16 protein-coding genes and 1 pseudogene are annotated in these 16699 nt (G+C 62.9%); 2 read left to right on the top strand and 15 right to left on the bottom strand.

Going from position 1 to position 16699, the window contains the following annotated elements; translation table 11 throughout:
* Positions 1 to 613, top strand: a 613-nt coding sequence (locus tag EOA85_RS09010; protein ID WP_164759563.1) for an aromatic amino acid lyase, incomplete at its 5' end; no start/stop codon positions are given.
* A gap of 59 nt (positions 614 to 672) precedes the next feature.
* Here EOA85_RS09010 and EOA85_RS09005 read toward each other — a convergent pair.
* From EOA85_RS09005 to EOA85_RS08940, 14 genes are all read right to left on the bottom strand, one after another.
* Positions 673 to 1473 (bottom strand): 3-methyl-2-oxobutanoate hydroxymethyltransferase, encoded by an 801-nt coding sequence (locus EOA85_RS09005; RefSeq protein ID WP_127209149.1) that lies wholly within the window; start codon positions 1471 to 1473, stop codon positions 673 to 675.
* A 36-nt stretch (positions 1474 to 1509) separates the two neighbouring features.
* Positions 1510 to 1824, bottom strand: a complete 315-nt coding sequence (locus tag EOA85_RS09000) for a MocE family 2Fe-2S type ferredoxin (protein WP_127209148.1) — start codon at positions 1822 to 1824, stop codon at positions 1510 to 1512.
* A 43-nt stretch (positions 1825 to 1867) separates the two neighbouring features.
* Entirely contained in the window at positions 1868 to 2956 is a 1089-nt protein-coding gene (locus EOA85_RS08995) for a fatty acid desaturase family protein (RefSeq protein WP_127209147.1), read from the bottom strand.
* Positions 2957 to 3044: 88 nt separating this feature from the next.
* Positions 3045 to 4229 (bottom strand): aldose 1-epimerase family protein, encoded by a 1185-nt coding sequence (locus tag EOA85_RS08990; RefSeq protein ID WP_127209146.1) that lies wholly within the window; start codon positions 4227 to 4229, stop codon positions 3045 to 3047.
* 16 nt (positions 4230 to 4245) lie between these two features.
* Positions 4246 to 5028 carry an ATP-binding cassette domain-containing protein gene (locus tag EOA85_RS08985; protein WP_164759565.1) on the bottom strand — a complete coding sequence of 261 codons (783 nt, stop codon included), beginning with the start codon at positions 5026 to 5028 and terminating at the stop codon, positions 4246 to 4248.
* The gene (locus EOA85_RS08980) at positions 5025 to 6029 is read right to left on the bottom strand and encodes an ABC transporter permease (RefSeq protein WP_127209145.1); all 1005 of its coding nucleotides are present in this window, start codon (positions 6027 to 6029) and stop codon (positions 5025 to 5027) included. The genes EOA85_RS08985 and EOA85_RS08980 overlap by 4 nt, the downstream gene beginning before the upstream one ends.
* Positions 6030 to 6089: 60 nt before the next feature.
* Complete coding sequence (locus EOA85_RS08975; RefSeq protein ID WP_127209144.1) at positions 6090 to 7028, bottom strand: substrate-binding domain-containing protein; 939 nt, start codon at positions 7026 to 7028, stop codon at positions 6090 to 6092.
* A 37-nt stretch (positions 7029 to 7065) separates the two neighbouring features.
* Entirely contained in the window at positions 7066 to 7980 is a 915-nt protein-coding gene (locus tag EOA85_RS08970) for a sugar phosphate isomerase/epimerase (protein ID WP_127209143.1), read from the bottom strand.
* Between the two features lie 26 nt (positions 7981 to 8006).
* Positions 8007 to 9104, bottom strand: coding sequence for a Gfo/Idh/MocA family oxidoreductase (locus tag EOA85_RS08965; protein ID WP_127209142.1), 1098 nt, complete (start codon positions 9102 to 9104; stop codon positions 8007 to 8009).
* 36 nt (positions 9105 to 9140) lie between these two features.
* Complete coding sequence (locus EOA85_RS08960) at positions 9141 to 10232, bottom strand: ABC transporter ATP-binding protein (protein WP_127209141.1); 1092 nt, start codon at positions 10230 to 10232, stop codon at positions 9141 to 9143.
* A 4-nt stretch (positions 10233 to 10236) separates the two neighbouring features.
* Positions 10237 to 11328: an ABC transporter ATP-binding protein gene (locus EOA85_RS08955; RefSeq protein ID WP_029351679.1), complete on the bottom strand. Its 1092-nt coding sequence runs from the start codon at positions 11326 to 11328 to the stop codon at positions 10237 to 10239.
* The gene (locus tag EOA85_RS08950; protein WP_127209140.1) at positions 11325 to 12284 is read right to left on the bottom strand and encodes a sugar ABC transporter permease; all 960 of its coding nucleotides are present in this window, start codon (positions 12282 to 12284) and stop codon (positions 11325 to 11327) included. The genes EOA85_RS08955 and EOA85_RS08950 overlap by 4 nt, the downstream gene beginning before the upstream one ends.
* Positions 12281 to 13141: a carbohydrate ABC transporter permease gene (locus EOA85_RS08945; RefSeq protein ID WP_095518741.1), complete on the bottom strand. Its 861-nt coding sequence runs from the start codon at positions 13139 to 13141 to the stop codon at positions 12281 to 12283. The genes EOA85_RS08950 and EOA85_RS08945 overlap by 4 nt, the downstream gene beginning before the upstream one ends.
* Before the next feature lie 80 nt (positions 13142 to 13221).
* Positions 13222 to 14835, bottom strand: a complete 1614-nt coding sequence (locus tag EOA85_RS08940) for an extracellular solute-binding protein (RefSeq protein WP_127209139.1) — start codon at positions 14833 to 14835, stop codon at positions 13222 to 13224.
* Positions 14836 to 15194: 359 nt separating this feature from the next.
* On the opposite strand from EOA85_RS08940, the gene EOA85_RS08935 reads away from it, so the two are divergent.
* The gene (locus tag EOA85_RS08935; RefSeq protein WP_127209138.1) at positions 15195 to 16226 is read left to right on the top strand and encodes a LacI family DNA-binding transcriptional regulator; all 1032 of its coding nucleotides are present in this window, start codon (positions 15195 to 15197) and stop codon (positions 16224 to 16226) included.
* Between the two features lie 246 nt (positions 16227 to 16472).
* On the opposite strand, the pseudogene EOA85_RS08925 reads toward EOA85_RS08935, so the two are convergent.
* Positions 16473 to 16699: pseudogene (locus EOA85_RS08925) on the bottom strand (DUF126 domain-containing protein); the annotation flags it as partial.

Below are 16699 nucleotides of genomic sequence, written 5' to 3'. Positions count from 1 at the left end.
CGATCAGGCTAGGCAAGCTGTCGAGATCGAGCTCAACGCCGCCGCCGACAACCCGCTGGTGCTGGGCGACGACGACACGGTGCTGTCGACCGGCAATTTTCACACCCCGTCGCTGTCGCTTGCCTTCGAGACGCTCAGTCTTGCCATCGCTCAATGTGCGGCCGCCTGTGCTGCCCGCTTCATCCAGCTTACCGGCTCAGGCCGCAACGGCCTGCCCAAATATCTGTCGCCGGTCGGCGGCGCTTCGGCCGGCTTCGTGCCGCTGCAAAAGACAGTAAGTGCTATTCTCGCCGCCATCCGCCACAGGGCCAACCCGGTGATGCTCGACTTCCTGCAGGTCTCGGAGGGCGTTGAGGACCATGCGACGCAAGCACCGCTGGCCGTTTCGAAATGCGCCGACATGATCGTGCTGTGGCAGCGGCTGATCGCCTTCGAGCTGATGGCCGCCGCACAGGCCGTCGACCTGCGCGACGGGCTGACGCTGGCGCCGGGCACAGCGGGAATTCACGCAGCCGTGCGTGCCCTCGTCGCGCCGCTTAGGGAAGACAGAGCGCTCGGTATTGACGCGGAGGCGCTTTACGCTGCGCTGGCTACCGGAACATGGCTGCCATAGCGCCGGCCGTCGCATATGCCGGCTGACGATATTGTCGAGCAGGTCCTAGCCGACGCGTTTTATCTGGCGTCGATCTTCTCCATGAACAGACCGAGTTGGTCCGGGTCCATATGCACCACATGCTTGTCTTCGGGATAGGCCAGGCTGTTCACGTCGGCGACATATTCGGAAAATGCGGCGATGCGTTCCGCCTGCAGGCGGTCATATTCGGCGGCGAAATTGCGGTAGACTTTGGAGTGGCGCGGCATGTGGCCACGGTTCTGGCCAAGGATATCGTCGGCGAACAAATATTGCGCGTCGCAGCCGGTGCCCGCCCCCATCGACAGCATGATCAGCGAGGTCCGCTCCGAAATCGCATTGGCCACCTCGACCGGCACCACTTCGATCTCGGCGCCGACCGCGCCTGCGGCCTCGTACTGCTTGACTGCCTCGAAAATCTGCATGGCGCTGTCGGCTGTCTTGCCGACAGCCTTGAAGCCGCCGGTCCAGGTGGCGCGCGACGGGATCAGTCCGACATGGCCGATCACCGGGATATTGTCATCGGCCAGCCGTTTGACAGTTGCAAAGCCGGCGCTGCAATAGACCGCGTCGGCGCTCGCCTTGTAGAGCCGGAACGCCCAGCGGACGAAGTCGTCGGCTGTGCCGATCTCGTAGAAATTGTCGCCCGGCATGGTGAACAGGCTGGGTGCGGCATCGCGGTATTGCGGGTTGAGCACCAGCTCCGGCGGCACCGAGACGATGTCGACCCCGGCTCTTTCGGCTGCCTCGGCCTCGTCCATCGTCAACACGCGCAGCATGGTCAATTGCCGCTTGCCCTTCATGGCGCGCAGATCGGCGATCGTGGGTCTTTTACGGCTCATCGATTTTGGTCCCCTTGTTGCGTGTATTAAAGCAGATCAATTGATCTGGATCATCACTTTGCCCGCTTCGATCTTGACCGGATAGGTCTGCAGATTGACACAGACGGGAGCCCCTTTGGCCTGGCCGGTCTTGTAATTGAAGCGGCCATTGTGCTTGGGACATTCGATGATGTCGTCCATGACAAGCCCATCGGCCAGGTGGGCCTTCTCATGCGTGCAAAACCCGTCGGTGGCGAAGAATTCGTCATCAGGGGAACGATAGATCGCGAAGGTGCGGCCGCCATGATCGAAGCGGATGACATCCTCTTCTTCGACATCGTCCACGGCGCACGCTTCGACCCAATCGGCCATCTCTGTTTCTCCTGAAATCTGTATTGCGGCAGTGCCCAGTGCCTTATTCCGCGGCCGCCGACATGTTCACCTCGTGGAACTCGCCACGATAGGGCCGCGCCGTCAGCGGCAGTTCGCGCTTGAGGAAATAGTCCTCGTACTTGAGCTGCCTGAGCAAGACCGGCCAGACCTCGCGATAGGCATGCCACATCGACGGGTTCGGCTCAGGCAAATCGTGCTTGATCAATTCGTGCAGCCTGGGCAGCGCGTGATAGGGCACCATCGGGAACATGTGATGCTCCACATGGTAATTCATGTTCCAGTAGATGAACCGGCTGATCGGGTTCATGTACACGGTACGGGTGTTGAGCCGGTGGTCGACCACATTGTCGGCCAGGCCGATGTGCTGCAGCAGGCCGGTCAGCACCATGTGCCAGGTGCCGTACAGGCGCGGCACGCCGATCAGCACCAGCGGCAGCCACGACCACGTGTAAAGAGCGACCGCGATGGTCGCGATGTAGATCACGATATGCCAGCGCGCGGCGATGACGGCCTTGGGCTGTTCCATCTCGGGAACGTAGCTTTTCTCGTCGGGCGTCAGTTTGCCGAACGCCTGGCGTACCAGCGCCGGAAGCGAGTAGCGAAAATCGAGGATACCGGTGAAAGCGAGTGCGGTGCGCAGCAGGTCCGGCGGGCGCATCACGGCGATCTCGGCATCGCGTCCGACAATGATGGTGTCGGTGTGGTGGCGGGCATGGCTCCAGCGCCAGGTCACCGGATTGCGCATCAGCATGAAGCTGGCGATCTGGTAGACCACATCATTCATCCAGCGCGTTCGGAAGGCAGTGCCATGACCACATTCGTGCCAGCGCGAGTCGCTGGAGGAGCCGTAGAGGACGCCATAGACGAAGAAGAACGGCACGCACCACCAGGTGCCCCAGAAATAAATGCCGCCGGCAGCTGAACCCAGGATGGCGACGATCCAGATGATCGTGTCGCGGATCGCCGGGCCATCCGACCGTTGCATCAACTCCTTGATCGCCTTGCGGGAGACGTCGGTGTGATACCACTCGGCCGAAGCCAGCCCCGTCTCGATCGCCCTGCGTGTGCTCTCGCCGACCAGGCTGTAGTCGCGCTTCACTGTGCCAGCCATTGTGACCTCCAAATCCTGATGGCCCGAGAGCCCTCCCCGCTCCGATCGGACTCAGCCTCCCAACTGGTGTTTCGCATCCTCTTCGCCATTATCGCGACCTGCCTCCGAGCACCGGAAAATTGCCCGACGGCAGCGGATAATCCTGTTGCGGCTGCCGGGCGATCGCCGCGATCCGGCTTTCAGCGGCAGCGATGTCGCCGGTGCCATCGAGAACCCGGAACACCGCATTGTATGAGCGGCTCTCGCCATGCTCCAGCCAGATCATCTCGCCGCGTTCTCGGGCCGCCAGATTGCCGAGCACATGATGCGTCGACGGCTCGATGCCCAGCGCATAGTGCCCTGCCTGGAAATTCTGCCACTCATAGGCACAAGGCAACTGATCCTTGCGGGTCACGACTTCCAGCCCAAGGCCAAGACGGTCGTTGACCACCGCCACCGGCACTTCCCCGGCGCCGTTAGCGCCAAGCTCGTGCTGCCAGACCTGCTCTTTGAAACCCAATTGCGGCGCCGGCACTGTGCGGTAGCCGACCTTCTGCGCCTCGTAGCGCTCGCCGGCATGCCCGGCCCACACAACGTCACGGATCGGCGCCAGATAGCGAGACCCCTCGTCGAGCACCGGATGGCTGACATTGATGTGGTAGAAATACATATGCGGCGTCCGGCTGAACCCGTGATTGAAGACCCGGTCCGAAAGCCGGATCTCGTTGCCGCCGACATCGGCTTCGATCCGCCGCAGCAGATGCAGATCCTCGCCGAACACAGTCGATTGCTGGACGATGCCTTCGGCCCACAGCACGCAGCCGTCGCCGTCCCAGGTCTCGCCGTAACCGGTCAGGCGCGCCGGAATGGTGCCGATGCGGCCATGCAGCGAATGGCGCACCGTTTTCTTCGGGGGATAATTGTAGCTGTCGGCGGGAACCTCGTTCATGAACAATATATGGTCGAGACCGCAGGTCAGCAGCAGGCCCGAGAAGGAACGCGCCCAGGCCAGCCCCTCCTCGCCTTCGTACTCATGCAGACCGGGATGGCGAAAGCCGCTCGGCGAATGCCAGCCGATCGCCTGGCCCTTGAAGTCGCAATCGGCAATATCGAGCGCCCGATCGACCAGCGCGGTGAAACGCAGGCCGGAGCCGGTGCGGAATTCGAGCATGCGAATGCCGCGCTCCACGCCGTCGCCAAGTGTCATCAGCCGCACGCCGGCGAATTGCGACAGCATGCCGGACCGTTCCGAAACCTGCCGGCGCGACAGCGTCTTGCCGTAAAGCTCTACCATGTGACGGCCAGTTCCTTCACTTCGCTCTCGTCTCCTTGAGCAGGGCCGACATATCGGCGCCGGTAATGATGCTTTCCACCGTCAACAGATCGGTATCGGCAACCGTCTGCTCAGCGACGATCTCGCCGCGGCGCATGACGATGATGCGGTCGGCGACCTGAAAGACGTGATGGATGTTGTGGGTGATCAAAAGCACCGAATGGCCGGCCGCGCGCACCTCCTTGACGAAGCGCAGCACGCCGTGTGTTTCCTCGACGCCGAGATTATTGGTCGGCTCGTCGAGGATGATGACCTTGGCGGCGAACTGCATCGCCCGCGAAATCGCGATCGACTGGCGCTCGCCGCCCGAAAGCGTGCTGACCAGCGCATCGGCGTCGAGCTTTTTCGAAATGCCGACGCGCTTCAGCAGCGCCGCGGCGGCGTCGCGCAGCTTGGCGAGATCGAGCGGCGCGAACACGCCCAGCCATTTCAGATTGACCGGTTCGCGACCGAGAAAGAGATTGCGCGCGATGCTCAGGTCCGGCGCCAGCGACGTGTCCTGGTGGATGGTCTCGATGCCGAGATCCATCGCGTCGCGCGTCGAGCGGATCGAGACTTTCTGGCCGCGCACATAGATGTCGCCGCGGTCGACGGGAAACACACCGGAGATCGCCTTGATGAGGGTGGATTTGCCGGCGCCGTTGTCGCCGAGCAAGGCCACCACTTCACCTTCATTGAGTGCGAACGATGCGCACTTCAGGGCGCGGACGCTGCCGAAGGACTTTTGCAGGTTCTGCAACCGAAGCACTTCCATTGTCAGTTCCTGGCGGCATTCTTCTGCAGCAAAGCGTGCAGGATGAGCATGGCAAGGATGATGACGCCGACGAAGATGTTGTAGGCGAGCCCCGGCACGCCGATTAGCACGATGCCGTTGCGGATGCTGCGCAGCATCAGCGCGCCGACGATCGTGCCCAGGATCGTGCCGCGCCCGCCGGTCAGCGCCGTGCCGCCGACCACCACCATGGCGATCACTTCGAGTTCATAGCCGGTGCCGGCCACCGGCGAGGCGGCAGAGATGCGGAACGCGCTGATCATGCCGGCGAGACCGGCCAGCGCGGACGTCAGGATGAACAGCCAGACCTTGACCGCATCGGCCGGCACGCCGCGCGCCACGGCAGCGTTACGGTTCGAGCCGATGGCGCTTATCCAGTTGCCGAGCTTGGCGTAGTGCAGGACGTAGATCGCCAGCAGCGACAGGCCGATGAACCACCACAAGGATGTATAGAAACGGAACGTTCCGATATTGAAGCTGCCGGCCAGCAGCGTCACGAAAAAGCCTGGCTGGTCCCAGGATTTCAGCGGAAAGCCTTGCGTGATGTAGAGCGCAGCCCCGCGCACCACGAGCAGCATCGACAGCGTGACCAGGAAGGAGGAGATGCCGATCTTGGTGACGATCAGCCCGTTGACCGCACCGATCGCTATGCAGAGCAGCAGGCCGACAAGCAGGGCGATGCCGATCTCAAACCCGCCGTTCTGCACCAGAAGCATGACCACGACCGGTGCCAACCCGAACACGGCTCCGACCGAAAGGTCGAACTCGCCCGCGGTGAGAAGCAGCGTCATGCCGAGCGCGATGATGCCGAGTTCGGGCAGGAACGCCATCATGTTGGAGATGTTGAGCGGCGACAGGAAGTTGGCATCGGCAACGGCGAACACCGCCAGCAGGACAATCAGGATGACGAGCGAAGAGAATTGCGGCGAGCGGATCAGGCTCGACCTGCGTTTGGAGCGCGGCATTTCCTCTTCTGCGGCGATTGTCATGACTGCTTGACCATATCTCAGGGTGACGCCCGCCGCCTGCGCGGCGGACGTCAGTTTCCATCACTTGTTGTAGAGTTTCAGGATCGGTTCGACGCTCGAGGCGTCGTAGAGGCTGAACGTGTGGATGTCGTAGCCGATCGGCTCACCCGAGGCGGCGAGCCCGAGCAAAGCAACCGGCATGAAGCCCTGTGCCGAAGGGAACTGCCAGGCCGCTGCGTTGACGAAGCCGGCCTTGACGGATTCGGCTGTTTCCTTCGAATTGCCCCAGCCGACGACCGGGATTTTGCCAGCCGGCACGCCAGCGCCGTCGAACACCCGCTTGATGCTGGCCGCCACGGAATCGCCGAGCGCGATGATCGCCGGCGGATTGTTGGCCACCATATAGTCGGTCATCTTGGCGATGATACCGGCCGGATCGGTGCCGCAATCGACGACGTCATATTTGATGCCGAGCGGATCGAACACGCTGGCGATGCCTTCGGTCTCGAGTTGCTGGTAGCTGGCTCCCGGCACTTCGACCGGCAGGAACACCTTGTCGCCCTGCTTCACCATCCTGTGGTCGACCAGGTATCTTGCCCAGATGGCGCCGGCCTCCTTGAGGTCAGCGCCGACATAGGCCTGCCGTCCGGTCGCCGGATCGTCGGTGTTGAAGAACACGATCGGGATGCCGGCGGCCTTGGCCGCCTTGACCTCCTCGGTCCACAGGCCTGGCTGCGCCGAGGTGGTGCCGATGCCGTCGGGCTTGGCGGCGAGCGCCGAGTTGAACGCTTCCTTCTGCGCCGCCATGTCGCCGCCGCTGAAGGAGATATTGCAGGTCACCTTGAGCTGGTCGCAGGCCTTGGTGGCGCCGGCATTCCAGTCGAGCCAGAAGGCATCCGATGGGCCGCCATGCGACAGCAGGTAGAACGTCTTTTGAGCATCCTGCGCCAGCGCCGAGCCCATGGTCACGCCGGCGAGCACGGTCGCGGCAACGGCGAGTTTCGACACGAATTTCAACATTTCTCTTCCTCCCTTTTTTGGTAGCCGAACCGTGCCGTCACAGTCCGTTGGCGCGGAATTTGCTGTCGAGGAATTTCTTGGCGCGCGGCACGTCATCTTCCGAAAGATGCTCGATGATAACCGGGATGTTCGGGTGCTTTTCGGCCAGCCGCCTGAGATAGAGGTCGTAGTTCAGCGAACCGAGGCCTGGCGCCGGCAGCTCGATCTCGCCAACACCGCGGAAAGTGTGGCTCTCCAGCGCGTCCTCGTCGCCGATGTCGGCGTGCTTCTCCGACTTGTCACCGCCCGAGCGCTTGACGTCCTTGGCATGGGCTATTCTGATCTTGTCGGTCAGCGTGTCGAACACCTGGTTCAGGATCTGGTCCATCTTGTCGAGGTTGTGCGTCTCGAAATAGTTGGTCGGATCCATCAACAGGCCGAGGCCGGGATGATCGACCTGCGCGAACATCTTCACCGTTTCCTCGACCGAGCCGACGACATTGTTGACATAGGTTTCGAGCAGGAAGACCGCGCCGTGATCGTAGGCCGTCTGGGCAAGGTCTGATATGACCTTGCGGCATTCCTCGAACCCTTCCTCGGTCTTGTTCTTGGGATGATGCACCCAGTCGGACTCGCTGTTGTAGGTGCCGGTTTCCGAGATCACGTAAGGCGAGCCGAAATCGCGCGCACTGCGGATGATCTCCTTGAGATAGCCGACGCGCCTATCACGCTCGCCTATGTCCGGATGGATGATGTTGGTGTAGCCCGACACGCAGCACACTGGCAGATTGTGAGCGCGGAACGTGTCGCGAACCGTCCTGGCCTTTTCCTTGGTGATCTGCCCGGCCGACAGGTCAACATCCTTAAAATGGAGGTCGAGCTGCACCGTGTTGAAATCGAGCGCGCGGATCTTCTGCGCGGTTTCCTCGAGGCTGTACGGGAAATAGCCCGTGAAAATACCTGCCTGCATCATGATGTGAAGTCCTCCCTGTAAGCGATTCAGTTGATTGAGTTTGTCGAGATTTCGGAAAGCTTGACCGTGCGGCCCTCGTCGATCGAGCGATAGCCGGCTTCGATCAGGGCCATGGTCTTGACGTTGTCGGCGACGGACAGCGCCGGCGGCGTGCCGGTCTTCACCGCGTGCTGGAGCTGCTCCATCACGCCGATGAAGGCATGCGGGAACCACATCGTGTCCCAGTTGGGCGTCATCCATTCGCCCCCGGTGGTCTCGGTCGAAGCATAGGTCAGCGTCGAGGCAGCGCCCGTCGGCCAGCCGATCGTGCCCTTGGCGACGCCCTTTGTGCCGTCGACGCGCCAGTTGATGTGCTGGTCGTCCTTGTAGCCCTCCTGGCGCGGACCGGACCAGACATCCTCCAGCGAAACGGCGAGCACGCCGGACGGGAACCGCAGCGTCGAAACAGTGATGCCGTCCGAATGGTCGAAGCGCGTGCGCGGATCTTTGCGGGTCAGCGTCGTGATCTCGTCGGGATCGCCGAACAGAAAACGCAGCACGTCGAGATGGTGGACGCTCATATTGGCAAGCGTCAGCCGGTCGTAGTCCTCGAGGAAGGTCTGCCAGTGGGGGATCGCATGCATGTCGATCTGGGCGAAGACGATGTCACCGAGCGCGCCGCTGTCCATGATCTGCTTCAGCACGCGCATCGACTGATCGTAGCGCATGTTCTGGTTGATCGAGAGGATCTTGCCGGCCTTGGCCGCCTCGTCGCGCAACTCGATCGCATCCTTGAGCGACAGCGCCAGCGGCTTCTGCGCCAGGACCGCCTTGATGTGCTTCTGCTTCAGCGCATGGCGGATCAGCGCCGGCTGCTGGTCCGGCGGAAAGGCAAGGTCGATGATCTCGACGTTTTCGTCCTCGATCAATTGTTCCGGCGTGTCGTGGACGGTCGGGATCTCCCAGCGCTTGGCGACCTTCTCGGCACTGGCCTTGGTCCGCGAGGCGATCGCCACCACCGGAAAGCCGGCGTCCTTGTATGCGGCAAGATGGCATTCGGCCATGATCATGCCGGCGCCGACACAGCCGATTTTGTACTCCCTGGTGCGGACTTTAACGTCCGGCTCGAAGTCTTTGCTCGTCAATGTCTTTCTCCCGATGCTCGTTTCTTGCGGCCGCTGTCATCGTCCCAGCGCTGCCCCGCTTTGCCCGAAATAATGCACGCGGCCGGGCTCGCAGGATATCGCCACCATCGCGTCCGGCCTGATATCCGGCTGGCCGCGCAGCAGTGCCCTGAGGCGCGCCTGCCCGGCAGCGAGTGTCACCACGGTATAGCCGCCGAGCGGCTCGACCTCGAACACTCGCGCCCGGCGGCCCGCGCGCCCGTCTGAGACTCCACCCTCCGATATTTCCCCATCCGACCAGGGCCGCACCTTGATGTCTTCTGGCCTGAGCCCGATTTCGACGGCATCGGCCGGAGCAGCCTTGTCCGCGATACGGATCGCGCCTTCAGCCGCCTCGACGCCGCCCTCGCCGCGCAGCGACTTCAAGATATTCATCATCGGCGAACCGAGCAGCCGCGCCACATAAGTGCTCGCCGGCCGGTCATAGATCTCGGCCGGCGCGCCGATCTGTCTGATCCTGCCGTTCTCCAGGATGGCGATGCGGTCGGCAACCGACATCGCCTCTTCCTGGTCGTGGGTGACATAGATCAGCGTCTTGCCGAGCTCGCGCTGGATGCGCTTCAGCTCGACGCGCGTCTCCTCGCGCAGCCTGGCGTCGAGCGCCGAGATCGGATCGTCCATCAGATAGGCATTGGGATCGCGCACCAGCGCGCGGGCGATCGCAACGCGCTGCCGCTCGCCACCGGAAAGCTGCGCCGGCGGCTTGTGCAGGATGTGGCCGATATGCAGCTTGGCCGCGACGTCGGCGACACGCTTTTCGATTTCGGCCTCGGCGACCCGGCGTTCGACCAAGGGGAAGCGGACATTGTCGCGCGCGCTCATATGCGGAAACAGCGCCAGGTTCTGGAACACCATGGCGACGTTGCGCTCGGCTGGCGACATTGTATTGACCGGACTGCCGCCGATCAGGATCTCGCCTGAGTCAGGCGTTTCCAAGCCGAGCACCAGACGCAGCATCGTCGACTTGCCCGACAGCGGCGGACCGAAGAAGCAGAAGAACTCATTGTCGTCGACCGTGAACGAGGCATCGTCAACGGCGATCGTGGCGCCATGGCGTTTCGTCACATTACGGAAAACGATATCGGCCATGGTCTCAGCCCGCTTTCATGGCAAGGCCGGTGGCGGCGTCGAAGACGCGTACCGACTGCGCGGCCGGTGCGATCACAGCTGTTTGCCCGACCGAAAGTCCCACATCATTGTCGAGCACCGCCTTCACCGCAGCCTCGCCGTCGCCGAGATGGATAATGGTACGCGCGCCGATCCGTTCGACGAAATTCACCGGCATCGACAGGCCGCGGCCGCTTTCGGCCAATGTCACCTGCTCCGGTCGGAAGCCGTAGAGCACCTCACTCCGCACGCCCCGCACAGCGGCGGTAAATTCGACCGGCAGCGGCGGCGTGACACCGAGCGGCCCGAGATCAACGACCAGCCCACGGTCGCTTTCCGCCGGCCTGCCTCTGAGCAGGTTCATTCCCGGCGCACCGATGAAGCGGGCGACGAAGACATTGGCCGGATCGTTGTAGACCTCGAGCGGCGTGCCGACCTGCTGCAGCACGCCGTGGTCCATCACCGCGATGCGGTCGGCCATGGTCATCGCTTCGAGCTGGTCGTGGGTGACATAGACCATGGTCTGCCGGAACTGCCGCTGCAACTGCTTCAGTTCGGTCCGCATCACCGCCCGGAAGGCCGCATCGACATTGGACAGCGGCTCGTCGAGCAGGAAGATCGCCGGCTCCATAATCGCCGAACGGCCGATCGCCACGCGCTGCAATATGTTGACCGACAGCCTGTCGGCCTTGCGGTCGAGCAGCGGCGTCAATTGCAGCATCTCGGCAATGGCTCCGACGCGACGGTCGATCTCGGCCTTTGGCGCGCCGCGCATTTTCGGGCCGTAGGCGAGGTTCTGCCGCACGCTCATATGGGTGAAGATCGCGTAGTTCTGGAAGACGAAGCCGACGCCGCGCCGTCCCATCGGCACGCCGGTCATGTCGCGCTCGCCGAACAGGATCTTCCCGCTGGTCGGCTCCTCCATGCCGGCGATCATGTTCATGGTCGTCGACTTGCCGCAGCCTGACGGCCCGAGCAGCGCCATGAACTCGCCGTCGGCGATGGCCAGATCCATCGTCTTCAGCGCGGTGAAGTCGCCGAACTTCTTGACCAGATTCTGCAGATGGATGGCGCTCATGCCAGCACCTCCCGCGCCCGCGCCATGCGCTTCATGGCAAATACCGCTGCGATGGACAGCACGATCAGGATGGCCAGCGCGATCGCCGCGACATAGCCCCAGATCAGGTCCTGGGTGGTGAGCTTGTAGATGTAGACGGAGATCGTCTCGGTTGCGACGCCGGGACCGCCGCCGGTCATGATGTAGAGCGTGTCGAATATCTTGAAGTTCTCGATCACCCGGATCGCCAGCGCGACGATCATGATCGTCTTCATCTTCGGCAGCACGATGGTGACGAAGCGCTGCCAGGGATTGGCGCCGAGCAGCGTCGCCGCCTTGATCTGGTCCTCGGGCACGCCGACCAGGCCGGCAAGCAGGATGAGGAACATCAGTGGTGTCCACTGCCAGATGTCGGCCACCATGACGGCGATGAGCGCCAGCGTCGGGTCCGAAAGCCAGGCGATCGTGACGGGAAAGCCTGATAGCGCCGACAGGATGTCGTTGACCGGGCCGCCCGACTGGAACAGCATGAAAAACATGTAGCCGGCCACCGCCGGCACCACCATCATCGGCATCAGCAGGATCGAATAGAATACCCGCCTGCCCGGAAACTCGTCGGCAAACAGCGTGGCGAGCGCGAGGCCGAGCAGGAATTCCGCAGGCACGCAGATGATCATGACGATGGCCGTGCGCTTCAGCGCGCTCCAGAAGCGCGCGTCGGCGGCAAGGTCGGTGTAGTTGGCGAAATTGTTCCACAGCGACCAGGCGTTCCACCAGCCGAGGCCGGACAGCGGCGACCAGTCGGTCAGGCTAATATAGAGCTGCATGAGCAGCGGGAAGACGGCGATGAACAGCACCAGGATCTGCGCCGGCAGCGTCAGCCGGAAGCCGAGCTTTGCCCCTTCGTCCCGCAAGGCCGGCTTTGCCTGGACGGCCTTCATCACTTCCTCCGAAATCGTCGCAGTCACCGCGCTCATTGCTTGAGCGCCCCAAAGGTCAGCCCGCGCACCAGATGGCGCTGGATGGCGACGCCCATGATGACCGGCGGCACCGCTGCAATAAGGCCGAGCGCCGCCTTGGCGCCGTAGAGCTGTCCCGTCATCGAGGAGGACAGCGAGGCCATGTAGACGGGGACCGTCACCCATTCGCGCGTCGTCAGAAGCAGCGCGATCAGATAGTCCGACCAGTTGAGAATGAAGACGAACAGCGCGGCGCTGGCCAGCGGTGCGCGCATCATCGGCAGCGTGATGCGGGTGAAGACGCGCCACCGCGAACAGCCCTCAACCAGCGCCGCTTCCTCGATCTCGCGCGGCATGTCGTCGAAGAAGGTCTTCATCAGCCAGAAGGCGAAAGGCAGCGTGACGATGCCGTAGATCAGCGACAGTCCCCACCAGCTGTCGGTGAAGTTGAGGAAGGCCCACATGATCATGACCGGGGTCATCACCGCCATCGGCGGAAACAGGCGAAGCTGGATCAGCGCCAGCGGCAGATTCTGGCCCGAGCCGAAGCGCGACAGTCCGTAGGCGGCTGCCGTGCCGGCCGACATGGCGATTGCCGTGCCGAACGTGGCCGACAGCAGCGACGACAGGATCGGTTTCAGCGCGGTGCGGTCGAGCGCGACGATCAGATTGTTGGTCGATTCCCCGAAGACGAACCGGAAATTGCTGAGCGTCGGGTTCTTCGGCCACCAGGTCAGGTGGGCGCCGGTCGCCGACCATTCGGCGATCGGCTTGAAGGCCATCGACACCATCCACAGGATCGGCACCAGCGTCACCGCCATGGCCGCAAGGATCGCTGCATAGCGGAATATTTCGAAAGGAACGGAACGCTTCATCTTGCAGCTTTGCTGGGGTCATCGTTTGCAGAGGGGAAGAGCAATCACTCCTCCCCTCCATTCGGATTCAGGGAGCAGGATCAGCTGACCGGATCGAGAACAGTAGGCCAGGCTTCCTTGTTGGTCTTGATGGCTTCGAGAAGCTTCTCCTCGCCGGTGCGGCGGGCGATCTTCTTCCATTCGGCCTCGGTGTCGGCCATCGCCTGCTCGGCGGTCTTGGCCTTGGTAAGTGCTGCGACGAGGTTCTCGTCCAGCGCATTGTGGAAGGCGGTGGCGCCGGGATAGTTGATGGTCGGCACGGTGCGGGCGACCGTCTCGCGCACCACATCCATGTGGTAGGCGTGATAGGTCTGGCGGACCAACGGGTCGGAGAAATCCGACAGCCGGAACGGATCGAAATAGCCGCCAGGATTGGCGGTCATCCAGGCATAGATCCGGCTCGATCCCAGCCACTGCAGGAACAGGTAACAGGCCTCCGGATTCTTGGCCTGCGAGGAGACCGAAGCCGAGAGGTTCAGCCACAGCACCGAACGGCTGATCAGCTTCCCGTCGATCTCGCGGCCGGGCGGCAGCATCGAGCCGATCTTGCCGGTGACCTGCGAATCTTTGTTACCGGCATTGTCGAGGAATTTCGGCAGGTTGGAGAAGGCGCAGGTCATGGCGGCGCCGCCCTTGGCGAAATTGCCGTACTGCTCCGGCCAGCCCCAGGAGATCGCGTCCGGCGAATGATGGGCCAGCGAGGCGATGTACTCGTTGGTCGCAGCGATGCCTTGCTCCGAATTGATCAGCGGCTTGCCGGTCTCGTCGAACAGGAACTGATTGGGCGAAGCCATTGAGACATAACGCTGATACCAATTGGTATAGCCCCAGCCCTGGTTGCGCAGATCGGTTGAGCCGAACAAGCCCTTGTCCGGGCGCTGGAAGAAGGCCGCGATCTCGTCATGCTGCGTCCAGGTCTTCGGCGGCGCCAATTCGTAGCCATGCTTGTCGGAGAAGGCTTTCTTTTCGGCCGCGTCGCCGAACAAATCGGTGCGGTAGACCCAGGTCTGGAAATCGCCATCCAGCGACACGCCATAGGTCGAGCCGCGATACTGGTTGAGCAGCGAGACGCCCTTGGCGCCGTTGACATAGCCGCGCTCGGGATCGTCCCATTCCGAATTGTACTGGGCGACGAAGTCGTCGAGCTTCAGGATGCCGCCGGTTTCGGCGAGATCGCCGAGACGGTTCCATTCCACCGCGTAGATGTCATAGGCCCCACCCTTGGTGGAGACGTCCTGCATCGTCTTGGTGAACTCCTGGCCATTCGGCACGCCGACGATCTCGAGCGGAATGCCGGTCTCCTTCTCCCACAGGTCCTTGATCGAGGGCGCGCCGGCAGGAAATGGCTGCGTCAACTGGCCGATCGAGCCGTCGGACAGGCCGAGCACGATCTTGGCAGGCGCCTTGCCGGCGCCCTTCATCGCCTTTGCCGCCTCGATGGCGCGGCCTTCCGGCGTATCAGGCCCATACTGATAACGCTCCGAGCCGTCGAAGCCCGTCGGGCCGCCGATCATGCCCGGCGCGAGCGCATCGGCTGCATAGGCGCGGCTGGGACGGATGAATTTCGGTGCAATACCTGCGGCGGCAACAAGCACGGCCGCCTTTCCACCGGACGCCAGCAAACGGCGCCGCGACATGCCGATCATATCAGACATTGGAAGTCCTCCCTCGGGCCTTGTTCCTCCACGGCCCATGATGGATATTGACGGCACTATGGGAAGGCTGTCAACATCATAAATACTCAAAATACATCATACCACCGCAAGGGGAGGAAAAATGCCGTCCACCAACATCATCACACCACACTCACTGCCTGAATTTGAGGGGACCGTGTGCCGCGCCGACCTTTTTCGACACGGCTCGACGATTTGGTGTAGCCCACCGGCTTGCGCATCGGCCAAGGCCGGATACATCATTTCCCATCAGAATCGCGGATGGGGATGAAGCCGTCGTCCGATCCATCAATCCGCGATTTTTGATGCGCCTGTAGCGCACAAGCATGAGGTGATCGACAGTGCGGTCCACCCTGACTGACATAGCCCGGGAAGCCGGCGTTTCAGCCGCCACGGTCGACCGTGTGCTCAACAACCGCGCCGGGGTCAGGGCGCGCACCCGCGAAGTCGTGCTGGAGACTGCGCAGCGGCTTGGCTACATCGCTGAAAATTCGAACGGCCCGACCACGCGCACCGCGCTGCGCGGCGATGTCATGCGGCTCGACTTCGCGCTGCCCGCCGGCACCAATTCCTTCATCAAGATGCTGCACCGGCATATCGAGGCGCAAGCGCAGTCGCGACCGGACCTCGATGTGCGCGTCGCCACGATCGAAGGCTTCAATCCCGACCGGCTCGCCCGCCTGCTGCAGGACTTGCACGGCCAGACGCAAGGCGTGGGTGTCATCGCACTCGACCATCCGACCGTCCGCGAGGCGATCCGCTCGCTGTCGGCCAGCGGCGTCAAGGTCGTCACCATCGCGTCCGACATCCTGCATGTGCCGAGGGTCGCCTATATCGGCATCGACAACCGCGCCGCCGGGCGCCTCGCCGGCTATTTGCTCAATCGCTTCATGGGCGCTGATCGTCCGGGCAAGGTCGCACTGTTCGCCGGCTCGCTCTCCTATCGCGGCCATGAGGAACGCGAGATGGGGTTCCGCCACATCCTCACGGAAGAATCGCCCAATCTGCAGATCGTCGAGATGCGCGAGATGCTGGACGACCGGGAAAAGGCCTATGCGGAGGCCTCCGCCCTGCTGGACCGGCATCCGGACCTGGCCGCGATCTACAATGTCGGTGCCGGCAACACCGGCATCGCTCGCGCGCTTAAGGAGCGTGGGCGCGCACTGTCGACCGTGTTCCTTGGCCACGAGGTGACGGAAGGCACCAAAGAGCTTCTGCTCGACGGCACGCTCGACGCAGTCATCGACCAGAACCCGCGCGTCGAAGCCCGCGAAGCGCTCAACACCTTGACCCATGCGGTCAGGGGCTTGCCTTACGAGCTGCACCAGCCGAGGCTGCAGGTGATCTTCAGGGAAAGCATCCCGGAGATCTGAACGGAACTTCCGGGATAACAGAGGTCGCGCCAGCAATTGAGGCTGTGGCGCTGCGGCGATCAGGGTAATCTGAGCTCGATGCCGTGCGGGCTGTTGTCTTCGGGACGAGGAGGACCGGGATCTCCTCCGCATGCAAACGGTTCGGCGTTCGGCTGGGTTCGCGGCGGAAGCGGCTGCCGCGAGGATCGTTCGCGAACACTGGCGCAGCACGCTGGGGCTCGGCCGCGACGAGACGCTGGCTGCGGCCTATTGGCGACGTGGCGCGGCGGGACCGATGGCCGGCTGGATCCTGCTCACGATCGCTTGCGCATCCTCGCCAAGGCCGATCGCGATCCGGTCGCCGGAAACAATGCCTGATATGTCGCAGACGACCAGCGGCATGCTGACATCGTAGAGAAACTCGGCGACGATGGCGCCGACGGCCAGAATCGGGTCGGGCCGCTGCAGGATAATGCCGGCCGGCGCCGTGCCCC

Origin of the sequence: Mesorhizobium sp. M5C.F.Ca.IN.020.29.1.1 (genome assembly GCF_003997375.1) — a bacterium.
Taxonomy (GTDB): domain Bacteria; phylum Pseudomonadota; class Alphaproteobacteria; order Rhizobiales; family Rhizobiaceae; genus Mesorhizobium; species Mesorhizobium wenxiniae.
Note: the sequence above shows the minus strand (reverse complement) of the source record. Positions and strands in the feature narration are given on the sequence as shown.

Excerpts from the sequence above, each read along its gene's own strand:
- EOA85_RS08970 (WP_127209143.1), bottom strand. The coding sequence starts at position 7,980 with ATGATGCAGGCAGGTATTTTCACGGGCTATTTCCCGTACAGCCTCGAG.
- EOA85_RS08990 (WP_127209146.1), bottom strand. The coding sequence starts at position 4,229 with ATGGTAGAGCTTTACGGCAAGACGCTGTCGCGCCGGCAGGTTTCGGAA.
- EOA85_RS08940 (WP_127209139.1), bottom strand. The coding sequence starts at position 14,835 with ATGTCTGATATGATCGGCATGTCGCGGCGCCGTTTGCTGGCGTCCGGT.
- EOA85_RS09005 (WP_127209149.1), bottom strand. The coding sequence starts at position 1,473 with ATGAGCCGTAAAAGACCCACGATCGCCGATCTGCGCGCCATGAAGGGC.
- EOA85_RS09000 (WP_127209148.1), bottom strand. The coding sequence starts at position 1,824 with ATGGCCGATTGGGTCGAAGCGTGCGCCGTGGACGATGTCGAAGAAGAG.
- EOA85_RS08950 (WP_127209140.1), bottom strand. The coding sequence starts at position 12,284 with ATGAGCGCGGTGACTGCGACGATTTCGGAGGAAGTGATGAAGGCCGTC.
- EOA85_RS08975 (WP_127209144.1), bottom strand. The coding sequence starts at position 7,028 with ATGTTGAAATTCGTGTCGAAACTCGCCGTTGCCGCGACCGTGCTCGCC.
- EOA85_RS08980 (WP_127209145.1), bottom strand. The coding sequence starts at position 6,029 with ATGACAATCGCCGCAGAAGAGGAAATGCCGCGCTCCAAACGCAGGTCG.
- EOA85_RS08955 (WP_029351679.1), bottom strand. The coding sequence starts at position 11,328 with ATGAGCGCCATCCATCTGCAGAATCTGGTCAAGAAGTTCGGCGACTTC.
- EOA85_RS08945 (WP_095518741.1), bottom strand. The coding sequence starts at position 13,141 with ATGAAGCGTTCCGTTCCTTTCGAAATATTCCGCTATGCAGCGATCCTT.
- EOA85_RS08995 (WP_127209147.1), bottom strand. The coding sequence starts at position 2,956 with ATGGCTGGCACAGTGAAGCGCGACTACAGCCTGGTCGGCGAGAGCACA.
- EOA85_RS08960 (WP_127209141.1), bottom strand. The coding sequence starts at position 10,232 with ATGGCCGATATCGTTTTCCGTAATGTGACGAAACGCCATGGCGCCACG.